We start from the raw sequence: 13452 nt of genomic DNA, 5'->3' as shown, positions 1-13452 counted from the left end.
TCCTAGTTTTGCAGATTAATTAAGTATTAAATTATCAAATCACGTTAGTATTTTAACTCAATTTCGCACTTTAATACAGTTTAACAAACCTACTCTACACTACTGATTGACAAATAATTACCCTCTTGATAATCATCGGGTAAAATTGCATTTTATCGAAGAATAGTTTTTCTCTATTTTTTTTAACAACCGTCAAAGTATAAATAAGCATTTCAACGAGTATTTTTCGTGTAAGGTTATATTGACAATAAATTTGGCCATTCCCTTTTATTTATACAATTAATAGCTATTTAACAACTAAACAATTAGCCCCATTTTTTAAAACAAAGACACATAGTTTGTACAAATTATAGCTAAAATGAAAAAATATTTACTTCGCATCATTGCAATTGTAATTGCTTTGATTTCTAATTTAAGCATTGGTCAATCCAACATATACGAGAGTTATTTAATACTAGATATCAACAGTTCTGGAAACACCTATTATGATTTACAAGCAAATACAGGAAACCAAGATTTTGATGGTTTAAATCTTGGAACTTTTACCTCATCAAATAGTTTAATACTTAATGGTGCTCAAAATCAAACTTATAAATGCTTTAGCGATAATATTTTAAATAGCTGGTTGGACTACAGGGTTTATTTGATAAGTGATGCTCCTTCAGCTTTTATTCCTCACGAAATTTTATTTAACACTGATGACGGAACTTCTAATCATTGTGGCGGAAACAGTATAGATCAAACTTGGGAATCTTCAGGTGCTAATATTAATATTTTAAACGGATTACCTTCAGGTGACTATTACCTTGAAGTTTATACTAGGTCAGAATACGATACAAATAGTGACAATATTCCTGATGGAACTCACTACGCTAGCAATGGAGGCGCTAACTACAGAGCTACTTTTAGAGCAGATAATCCGCCAACTGCTAACTGTATTGCTACACTAACAGTTTATTTAGACGCTACAGGTAACGCATCAATAAACACTACTGATATTAATAATGGTTCTACTGATGACTTTGACACGCCTACTTTATCAATTGATGTCAACTCATTTGACTGTTCCAATATTGGAAGCCCTGTAATTGTTACCTTGACCGCTGAAGATTCTTTAGGTCAGACTGACACTTGCACTACAACAGTAACAGTTGTGGACACTATCAATCCTGACACACCTGCATTAACAGATATAACTGCTGAGTGTAATGCTACTGTTACAGCTCCAACTACAACCGATAACTGTGGTGCTACCATAACAGGAACAACTTCTGACGCAACAACATTCAATACTCAAGGAACGTATACTATAACTTGGAATTTTGATGATGGTAATGGAAATGATATAGATGTTATACAAAACATAGAAATCGATGATGTTACTGCTCCTGTTCCTGATGTAGCGACGCTTGCCGATGTAACGGATCAATGTGAAGTGACTGCTTTAACACCTCCTTCAGCTACTGATAACTGTGGTGGCACTGTAACAGTAACACATAATGCGACTTTACCAATTACTGTTCAAGGTACAACTGTAGTGACTTGGACTTATGATGATGGAAACGGAAATACGTCTACTCAAACTCAAAATGTAGTTATAAATGATATTACTGCTCCTGTTCCTGATGTGGCGACACTTGCTGATGTGACGGATGAATGCGAAGTGACTGCTTTAACACCTCCTTCAGCTACTGATAACTGTGGTGGCACTGTAACAGTAACACATAATGCCACTTTACCAATCGCTACTCAAGGTACAACTGTAGTGACTTGGACTTATGATGATGGAAACGGAAATACGTCTACTCAAACTCAAAACGTGGTTATTGATGATGTTACTGCTCCTGTTCCTGATGTGGCGACACTTGCTGATGTGACGGATGAATGCGAAGTGACTGCTTTAACACCTCCTTCAGCTACTGATAACTGTGGTGGCACTGTAACAGTAACACATAATGCCACTTTACCAATCGCTACTCAAGGTACAACTGTGGTAACTTGGACTTATGACGATGGAAACGGAAATACATCAACTCAAACCCAAAACGTGATTATCGATGATGTTAACGCTCCTGTTCCTGATGTAGCGACACTTGCTGATGTAACTGCTGAATGTGAAGTGATAGCTTTAACGCCTCCTTCAGCTACTGATAACTGTGGTGGCTCTGTTTCGGTAACGCATGATGCCTCTTTACCAATTGCTACTCAAGGTACAACTGTGGTAACTTGGACTTATGACGATGGAAACGGAAATACGTCTACTCAAACTCAAAATGTAGTTATAAATGATATTACTGCTCCTGTTCCTGATGTGGCGACACTTGCTGATGTGACGGATGAATGCGAAGTGACTGCTTTAACACCTCCTTCAGCTACTGATAACTGTGGTGGCACTGTAACAGTAACACATAATGCCACTTTACCAATCGCTACTCAAGGTACAACTGTAGTGACTTGGACTTATGATGATGGAAACGGAAATACGTCTACTCAAACTCAAAACGTGGTTATTGATGATGTTACTGCTCCTGTTCCTGATGTGGCGACGCTTGCCAATGTAACGGATGAATGTGAAGTGACTGCTTTAACGCCTCCTTCAGCTACTGATAACTGTAGTGGCACTGTAACGGTAACACATAATGCCTCTTTACCGATTACTGTTCAAGGTACAACAGTAGTAACTTGGACTTATGATGATGGGAACGGAAATACGTCTACCCAAACTCAAAACGTGGTTATTGATGATGTTACTGCTCCTGTTCCTGATGTAGCGACGCTTTCTGATGTAACTACTGAATGTGAAGTGACTGCTTTAACGCCTCCTTCAGCTACTGATAACTGTGGTGGCTCTGTAACGGTAACACATAATGCCTCTTTACCGATTACTGTTCAAGGTACAACAGTAGTAACTTGGACTTATGATGATGGCAACGGAAATACGTCTACTCAAACTCAAAACGTAGTTATTGATGATATCACTAACCCAACTATAAATTGCCCTAGCAACATTACAACTACTAATGATGCTGGACTATGTTCAGCTATCATAACTTACTCAGCTCCTTCTGGTTCTGATAATTGTGGTTCAGTTACTATTACTCAAACTGCTGGTTTACCTTCAGGAAGCGCATTTCCTGTAGGAACTACTACAAACACATTTGAAATTGAAGATACAGCTGGTAATACAACGTCTTGTTCGTTTACAGTAACAGTTAATGATAATGAAAACCCAACAATAACCTGTCCTTCTGATATCACAGTAAATGCAGATGGTAATTGTGAAGCAACTAGTGTAACATTAATCAACCCAACCGTTAATGATAACTGTAGCATTGACACCATAACAAATAATGCACCAGCTACTTTTCCTCTAGGAAATACAACAGTTACTTGGACTGTAACCGATTTAGCAGGAAATAGTAGTCAATGCACTCAAATTGTAACTGTAAATGATGTAACACCTCCTACGATTACTTGTCCTGGAGATATTACTGTAAATGCTGACACTGGGCTTTGTACTGCTAGCGGTGTAAACTTAGGCACTCCAACAGTAGATGATAACTGTGGTGTTGGTTTCAGTAATGATGCGCCTGCTATTTTCCCTCTAGGTCAAATGATAGTAACTTGGACAGCTACTGACGGATACAGCAATTCAACAACATGCACTCAAACTGTAACTGTAGTTGACAATGAAGCTCCAAATGTAATATGTCAAAGTTTAAGTTTACAGTTAAACCCAACAACAGGTTTAGCAACAATTACTGCTAATGATATAGACAACGGTTCAACAGACAATTGCTCTATTTCAAACATGACATTGTCGCAAACTACTTTTGATTGTAATGACATTGGAACAAACACAGTAACTCTAACTGTAACTGATGGTTCAGGAAACTCAGATTCTTGTACTGCAACGGTAACCATAACTGATGCTGCTCAAGGTGCCTCAGTTTCTATAAGCGCAAACAACAACCCTGTTTGTGCTGGTGAAGCAGTAACTTTTACTGCTACACCTGTTAATGGTGGAGCAACACCATCGTATGAATGGTTTGTTAATGGTGGTTCTGTTGGAAACAATAGCAATACTTTTACTACAAGTACACTCACCAACAATGATCAAGTATCAGTTGAAATGACTTCAAGTGTTTCGGTATGTGCTACAGCAGTTAGTAGCAACACAATTACCATGACTGTTAACCCACTTTTACCTGTAACCTTCAACTTAAACGCATCGGCTAATCCTGCTTGTAATGGAGATAATTTAACCTTTTTTGTAACAGGTTTAACAAATGGAGGCTCTAACCCTTCTTATCAATGGTATGTTAATAGTAACCCAGTTGGAGCAAACACCAACTCTTACAGTTCCTCAGCCATTAATAATGGAGATATCATCTCAGTTTCTGTGACATCAAACGCTACATGTGCTACTCCTATACCTGCTACTGAAAGTTTAACAATGACTGTAACACCTGATGCTACAATTTCATTAACTTCAGCTAATAACAATCAAACAATTTGTAATGGAGATAGTTTAGTAAATATTACATATAATATTGCTAATGCTACTGGAGCAACAATCACAGGAATCCCTACAGGTATCAGTGGATCTTACAATAGTGGTGTTTTTACAATTAGTGGTACTCCCAGTCAAATAGGAACATTTAACTATACTGTAACTCCAACTGGTTGTGGTGGAAATACTGCTACAGGAACAATTACTGTTGGTCCTGATGCTACTATAACTTTATTATCTAGTTCAGAAAATCAAGGTATTTGCAATGACAATAGTGACTCTGTAAATCTTCAATTTCAATTAAATTCTGGAGCTACAGGAGCAACTTTAACAAGTACACCTGCTTTACCTGCTGGAATTACTGGGTCTTATAATGCTGCTACAGGGATATACACAATAAGCGGAACTACTACACAAGCAGGTATTTATAATTACACGGTTTCAACCATTGGTTGTGGAGCTGGAGACTCTATATCAGGAATCATTACTGTATATAATGGTGTTCCTAGCACACCTAATAATATAAATGGTCCTTTTTCTTTATTTTGTCCTGTTGCCGAATTAGTATACTCTGTTCCTTACGATCCTAATGTTGAGACTTACAATTGGACTGTATCAGGAGGACTTACTATTGAGTCAGGACAAGGCACTAATGAAGTTACAATTACTGTAAATGGCACTTTTGCTTTTTTTGAAACTGTATCTGTTTCGGCTACAAATGCTTGTGGAACATCTTCAACAGCTAGTGAACTAATATTCTTAAACTTCTCTGGAACTGACATTGATGCTGGACCAGACATTTATGTTTGTGAAGGTACAACTCAAGTCACTATGAATGGTAATGCTGGAGGGTTAAACTATGACGAATGGACTTGGGATGATAATGGTGCAGGCGGAAGTTTCTCAACAGAATTAGTTGGAAATGATTGCGTTTGGGTATGTACCGACTATTTCTTATGGTGGTGTGTTGATGGGTATTATGACTGTAGTGATATTTATGATTACACGGAAACAAGTACTTACACCATTCCTTCATCAGCTCAACCAGGTGACATTATTACAATATCTTTACTAGCTGAAAGTACTTTTTGGTGTGACCCATTAGAAAGTACAATGCAAATTCATATAATAGAAAACCCTGATGCTACAATATCTTCTTCAGATGTTACACTTTGTCAAGGAGATTCAACTACTATTACTTTTACAGGTACTCCTAATTCTGAAATTAGATATAATGATGGTTCAGGAAACACATGGCTACCTTTAGGTCCAAGTGGGTCTACAACTATTACTGTTTCACCTACCACTACCACAACATATAGCTTAAACAGAGTACGATACAATCCTGCAACTTATCCAGGAGGAGGAAATAATTGTGCTTTAGCATTAAATGAAACAGTTACTGTAAATATTAATGAACCTGCTACTATTACAGCTCCTAACGACATCACTATTTGTGAAGGAGAAACCGTTAACCTTTCTTCAATCACTTATTCAGGAACAAATGCTGTAGTAACGTGGACAACTTCTGGATCAGGTAACTTTTCTGGTAACACATATACACCAAGTGCTGGTGATATCTTTAATGGTTCGGTAACACTTACAGCAATAAACACACCTAGTGATGGAATATGTCCTAGCGATAGCGATACTATGGTAGTTACAATAAATCCTTTAGCTACAGTGTATGCTGGTGTTGATCAAACGATATGTGAAGGAGAGTCTGTAACGCTATCTTCAGCTTCTTATGGAGGAAGTGCTACTTCTGCTTCATGGAGTACAGCAGGTGATGGTGGCTTTGTTGGCAACATATATACTCCTGGAACTTCTGACATAACAAACGGAAGTGTAGTGCTTACCTATACCACAAATAACCCTAGTGGACCTTGTGGTTCAGCAAGCGACACTATAACTATAACGATTAATCAAGCGGCTACTGTTAATGCTGGAAACGATGTAACCATTTGTGAAGGAGATGTTGTGAACTTATCTTCTGCTAACTATAGTGGAAGTGCTACTTCAGCTACTTGGAGCTCATCAGGAACTGGTAACTTCTCATCTGGAATCTACACTCCAAGTGCTGCTGATATAACTAATGGCTCAGTTACTTTAACTTATACGACAAACAATCCTGCAGGACCATGTGGTGTAGCAGTAGATTCAAAAGTTGTTACTATCAACCCATTACCTGTAGTTGATGCAGGTACTAACCAAGCCATTTGTGAAACAAGTGGTAGCATTAACCTTAACGCAACCTTAGGAGGAAGCACAACTGCCACTTGGTCTTCGTCTGGTGATGGAACTTTCAATAACAACAATCCTAATGCTATTTATACGTTAGGAGCTAATGATATTACTAATGGCAGTGTAACATTGACTTATACAACAAATTCAGCCATGGCTCCTTGTAGTAACACATCTGACTCTGTTACCTATACCATAGTTCCATTTACAACAGCATCAGCATCTATTGCTGTTCCTGCTACTGGATGTACTGCTCAAATTACTTTATCAGGAAATGGTTCTGGTCAATGGTCAGCAACTTCAAGTACTGGACATAGTTTTAGTTTTTCTAACGTAAATGACCCTAATGCTACATTTATAGGTGAAAGTGGCGGCACATACAGTATTATATGGACTATTACAAACCCTTCTCCTTGTGGTAACTCGCAAGCCACTTTGTCTAATATTAGTTTCCCTAACTGTGGTAATAATATTGATTTTGATGGTATTGATGATACAGTTTCATTCAATGATAATTTTGATCTTAACGGTCCTTTCAGTATAGAAATTTGGGTAAAACCAAATGCACTTGGAACCATCAAGACTATTTATTCTAAAAGGAATGCGCTTAACTTAAGTACTGGTTTTGATTTAAGATTAGTAAATAGTACACTATCGTTTAGATGGAATGGTGGCGGACAAGTTTCTGCAACTGGATTAACCACTAACAGGTGGTATCATACAGCTGTTACATTTGATGGTTCAACATATAGGCTTTATGTAGATGGTGTTGAAATAAACAGTAACACAGGTGGTGCTCCTAACGCAAACAACAGAAGATTTTTATTAGGTGCTATGGACAGAAGCACTAACATACCAACTAACCATTTTAATGGTTGGTTAGATGAATTACGTATTTGGAATACAGCACTTACAGCTACCCAAATTCGTGAAATGATGAATCAAGAAATTGAGCAAAATGGTGCAAATGTTAGAGGTTCTGTTTTAGGTTTAGATATTGATGGATTAACCTGGGCAAATCTTGATGCTTATTATCAAATGAATCAAGCTTTTGATGTTACTGGAGGACTATTAAATGCAAACCTTGGCGGAATTAATGGTAATCTATTAAACATAAACTCAACGCAGCAAGAAACTTCTCCTCTTCCTTATGTAAGTAATCAAAACGGGACTTGGAATAATCAAAACACATGGTTAAATGGTACTGTACAACAAGTTCCTAACACCAATGGTATTAATGGAACTTCGGTTAACTGGAACATTGTAAGAACTCAGCATGATGTAACATCAGGAAATAGAGCAACTACTGTTTTAGGTTTACTTATTGACGCTAACAGATATAGCATTACCAATGACCAACAGCTAAACGTTAGTAAATACTTAAAAATTGATGGTGTTCTGGACTTAGTCGGTGAGTCTCAGTTATTACAACCGAATAATAGTATTGTTGATTACACAGGGTCAGGACGATTAGAACGTGATCAAGAAGGAACAAGTAACCTATACAATTATAATTATTGGGGAAGCCCTGTAAGTACATTAGGCTCTAGTAACTCTAGAACGTTTGCTATTGGAAGTATTCTTTACGATGGCAACAATCCTGTGAGTTGGACTACAGGCTATGATGCTAATGGAGCAACCAACCCTGTTACATTAAGTAGCAATTGGTTATATAATTTCCTAAATGGTGCTATCAATGATTACAGCTCTTGGATATCTATTAACCCTACATCAAATGTAAATGTAGGACTTGGATTTACCTTAAAAGGTAGTGGAGCTGCATCACCAAATCAAACTTACACCTTTAGAGGACAACCAAATAATGGTACTATTACTCATTCAATAAGCGGATTAAATCTTGCTTTAGTTGGTAACCCTTACCCTTCAGCAATAGATGCAAATACTTTTATTGATGATAATGGACCTCTTGGAAGCAGTACATTATTAGATGGCGCACTTATATTTTGGGAGCAAGCTCCATCTAACAACTCGCATTACTTATCTGAATATGAAGGAGTTTACGCTTACTACACTAAATTAGGTGGTGTACCATCTGTAACACCTCCTGAAATTAATGGTTCAGGTAATACAGGAAAAATACCACAAAGATATGTACCAGTTGGTCAAGGTTTCTTTGTACTAGCTGATGCTGATGGTGGTACTATTACTTTTAATAACTCACAACGTACTTTTGTTAAAGAAACAAGTGGAGCTTCTGTATTTATGAGGTCAAACGGACTTAATTTAAACTCTGAAAACAGTGAAAGTGAAGCATACAATGATGGTATTAAACGCTTAAGATTAAAAGTAACAACCTCTGAAAATGCTGGTAGACATTTATTGTTAGGTTTTACTCCTAATAATGAAGCTACTGATGGTGTTGACTATGGATATGATGCGCAAAATAGAGATCAACTAACCAATGATGCTTCTTGGAGTATAGAAGATAACAATTATATTATTCAAGGTGTTGGCGAGTTTGATGAACTAAACACATATCCTCTTAATATCCATCTAAGCGATCAAGGAAATGTAAGCATCTCATTAACTGATTTAGAAAATTTTGATGAGGACATTGATGTTTTTGTATATGACAGTACTGAAGACAGTTATACTCAAATCAACTACAGTAACTTTAACATTAATCTTGAAGCAGGTGATTATAATGGTAGGTTTAATATTGTATTTGTCGAAGACAATTCACTATCAGTAATTGATACTCAACTTAAAGATATTACTGTAAAATATTTACATAACTCTAATGAGTTATACATTAAAACACCTTCATCAATCAATGCTAAGCAAATTTATATGATAAATATTGCTGGACAGGTTGTAAAATCATGGAACATGACCAACCTTCCTCTTTCTGATGAACTAAGAATTCCTGTAAAGAACATTTCTGAAGGAAACTATATAGTAAAAATTGAAACAAATACTAGTTCATACAGTAAAAAAGTTATTGTTAAGTACTAGTTAAAGCACCAAATTTTTAAGTTATTCAAAAAGAGCAAGATATCTTGCTCTTTTTTTGTTTTTATGTATTTCATCGATTTTTTGTGCGTTTAATAGATAAAACTGATTATTTCTTATATATTAGCCTGCAACTAAACATATTATGTTCATTTAACCCCAAATCAAATGAATAAAACTACCTACTTAACACTGCTTGTGTTATTACTAAGCATTGCTGTATTTGCTAATACCAATAGCCAAAACACTAGCAACCAAGAAACTCAATCTAGCACTATACAACGTGTTAGAGTAGACTTTGTCACTCCATTAGGTTATACCAGACACCTTTTATTAGGTTTTACTTCTGATAATTCAGCTACTGATGATGTTGATTACGGTTATGATGCCTTAAACATTGAAAACCTTCCCGATGATTTAAGTTGGAGAATTAATGATCAAAACTATATCATTCAAGGTGTAGGCGAGTTTGATATTTCAAAACAATATCCTTTAGGAATGTTTTTGAGCAACTCAGGCGAAATTCAAATTGCATTGAATTCTCTAGAAAATTTTGAAACCGAAATAGACGTGTACGTATATGATTCCTATTTAAATACCTTTACCTCAATTAATGATAGCAACTATATAAACTCACTTTACAGTGGAGAATACTTAAACAGGTATCATATAACTTTTACCAACGACCTCTCTTTAATAAACTTTGCCAATAGCTCAGCACAATTATCTATTGATGAGTTTGGGTTAGAATCTGCTAGTATTAGATACATAAAAAACACTTCTCAAATTAATGTTGATACACAAAACTCAACCACAATTAACTCATTAAAAGTTTATAGTATTAATGGTCAACTACTTTTTGAAAAGCAAAACATTTTCTCTTCTAGCTTTAAAACTACAATTAACAATATACAATCTAGTACAGTAATTGTACAGATTGAAAACAACAATAAAGCATCTCTTAGTAAACTATTATTGGTGCATTAAAACGTAATCGAAATACTACGAATTAATTAAAAAATTACACTTTATCGGATTTTTTTGCATTTTATGGATGTTTTTTAAAAATTAATTATATATTAGCGCCATAATAATTCATTAAACACGTAAAACTGATGAAAAAAACTACCCTTCTACTTGTAACGCTACTTTGTTTAGCAGGCATAAATGCCAAAGCGCAAACTAGCTTAGAAAAAGCCGAACAATATTTAGATTCGAAAAAAGAAGTTTATTTTGATTTTAAAATAGAAGATGTTTCCGAACTTCAAGAGTTCACAGATAAATTATCTATACTTAATTATGACCCTTCTACTAAAACAGTTTATGCCTGGGCTAATACACAACAATTCAACTTATTTTTAGAAAGAAACCTTAGTTTCAATGTAAACGCAGTAGACAATGAAGCCTATGGTATAGTTATGAGTAATCAGGTAAATACTGTAAACTCGACTGAAGGTTCATACCCATTAACTTTTCCTTTAACTTATTACCCAACTTACGCAGACTATGAAGCTCAAATGTATGCGTTTGCTACAATGCATCCTGATATTTGTGAATTAGTTGATATTGGAGGAACCACTGAAGGTGTAGGCGGTGGAGACAAGCGCTTACTATTTATTAAACTATCTGACAACATCGCTACTGAAGAAGCTGAGCCAAAATTAATGTACACCTCCTCAATGCATGGTGACGAAATTACTGGTTATCCTTTAATGTTAGATTTAATTGATTATTTTATAACTGCTTATAAAACACCATCACACCCAGATAATGCTAGAATTACAAGTCTTATCAATAACTCTGAAATATGGATAAACCCAATGGCAAATCCAGATGGAACTTATTACAATAGTGCTTCTAACACATCTGTAGCAAACTCACGTCGAGCAAACGCTAATAATGTAGACTTAAATAGAAACTATCCAGATAATGTTGCAGGAGCTCATCCTGATGGAGAAGAATATCAAATTGAAACCCAACATTTCTTAGCTTTAGCAGAAGATAATCATTTTGTGCTTTCAGCTAATTTTCATGGTGGAACCGAAGTTGTTAACTATCCTTTTGATAATACGCATACAGATCATGCCGATAGCGATTGGTTTTTCTTAGTAAGTAAAGAGTACGCTGTAAACTGTCAAAACAATAGTCCTTCTGGATATATGGACGCTACATATAGCAACTATCAGTGGCCAGGAGTTACAGAAGGTGCTGATTGGTATCAAGTATATGGTGGTCGTCAAGATTACATGAACTTTTACAAACAGTGTAAAGAAGTGACTATTGAGCTTTCAAATACTAAAGTGATACCTGCATCACAATTAGATGATCACTGGGATTATAACCGTGAAGCTTTAATTGAATATTTAATACAAGGAACTTACGGTTTTCAAGGATTTGTAAAAGACGCTGTGTCTAATAACCCAGTAGAAGCAACAGTTACACTAGTTGGTCACGATGCTGTAGGCTCGCACACAGTAAGTAGCGCTCCTTTTGGAGATTATTATAGACCTGTGAAATCTGGAACTTACGACATCTTGTTTGAAGCTCCATGTTACCAATCTTTTACACTAACAAATCAAACAATTTCTGATTATCAAACTTTAGTACTGTCTGATATTCTTTTAACTCCGTTAACAGCATCAGCTCCTACTGGTTTAACAACTACAGGAACAGACTCAAGCTCAACTAATGCATCTTGGACAGCTTCAACTGCTGATGATTTTGACATTAGATACAGAGTAGTTGGTGCCTCTTCATGGATTGAAGTTACAAGTGTTACAAACCCATATCAAATAAGTGGTTTAGACCCTGAAACAACTTATGAGTTTCAAGTTCGCTCTTATTGTGGATCTAATAATACAAGTTATTCTACTTCTCAACAATTCTCTACAACAGGTGTTAACTATTGTGATGCAGAAGGTGGAGATATTGGAGATGAATACATTAGTAATGTCACCCTAAATAGTAGCAGTAATAACACTCAATCAACTACATCTTCAGGGTATTCAGATTTAACAAGCACAGTTTTTACATTAGATTTAAATTCTTCTGGAAACAATATTAGTGTTACCAAATATTGGACAGGTACTCAATACAGAGAAGCTGTATCAGTATGGATTGATTTTAACCATAATGGCACCTTTGAATCGTCTGAAAAAATAATGGAAAGTGCATCTTCCACTACAACACCAGTAAGCACAACCTTTTCAGTACCTAATGCACCTGATGCCAAATTAGGTACAACAAGAATGCGTGTTATAATGAAGTATTATAATAGTGCAGGAAATACAGCTGACGACCCATGTGAAACATTTAACTACGGAGAAGTTGAGGATTATACTATTGATATTATAGATTCAACTTTAAACACAAATACATTTAATGAAAACAATGTGTTGATTTACCCAAACCCATTCAACAGCAATATTTCAATAAAATTGAATAACATAAACACAAATATAAATCTTAATGTTTATGATGTTAGCGGACGCTCAGTATTAGATTTAAGAGACTTAACTCCTACAAATAATGAAATAAATTTAACCAATTTAAATTCATTATCTAGCGGAACGTACTTTTTAAAAATAACTGACAGTGAAACAAATACGTCGTTTGTTAAGCGATTAGTAAAGCAATAATATATTAAAACCCTCAAATAAAGACTGCAAACAATTATGCTTGCAGTCTTTTTAAAAAACTATATATCAATAAATTACAAATAA

Annotated in this window: 3 protein-coding genes; all 3 read left to right on the top strand. The window is 35.6% G+C overall.

Annotated features, from left to right (window positions below; translation table 11 throughout):
* Window positions 1–358 precede the first annotated feature (358 nt).
* On the top strand, window positions 359–9733 hold the full coding sequence (locus ABD011_RS13725; RefSeq protein WP_343799141.1) for an HYR-like domain-containing protein: 9375 nt from the start codon (window positions 359–361) through the stop codon (window positions 9731–9733).
* 165 nt (window positions 9734–9898) lie between these two features.
* Window positions 9899–10717: a hypothetical protein gene (locus ABD011_RS13720; RefSeq protein WP_343799139.1), complete on the top strand. Its 819-nt coding sequence runs from the start codon at window positions 9899–9901 to the stop codon at window positions 10715–10717.
* Between the two features lie 128 nt (window positions 10718–10845).
* Window positions 10846–13368 carry a M14 family zinc carboxypeptidase gene (locus ABD011_RS13715; protein WP_343799137.1) on the top strand — a complete coding sequence of 841 codons (2523 nt, stop codon included), beginning with the start codon at window positions 10846–10848 and terminating at the stop codon, window positions 13366–13368.
* Window positions 13369–13452 lie beyond the last annotated feature (84 nt).

It is taken from the genome of Gaetbulibacter jejuensis, assembly GCF_039524015.1.
Classification (GTDB): Bacteria; Bacteroidota; Bacteroidia; order Flavobacteriales; family Flavobacteriaceae; genus Gaetbulibacter_B; species Gaetbulibacter_B jejuensis.
This window is presented reverse-complemented; position numbering and strand designations above follow the sequence as displayed.

Coding starts and splice junctions, on each gene's coding strand:
- ABD011_RS13715 (WP_343799137.1), top strand. CDS start 10,846: ATGAAAAAAACTACCCTTCTACTTGTAACGCTACTTTGTTTAGCAGGC.
- ABD011_RS13725 (WP_343799141.1), top strand. CDS start 359: ATGAAAAAATATTTACTTCGCATCATTGCAATTGTAATTGCTTTGATT.
- ABD011_RS13720 (WP_343799139.1), top strand. CDS start 9,899: ATGAATAAAACTACCTACTTAACACTGCTTGTGTTATTACTAAGCATT.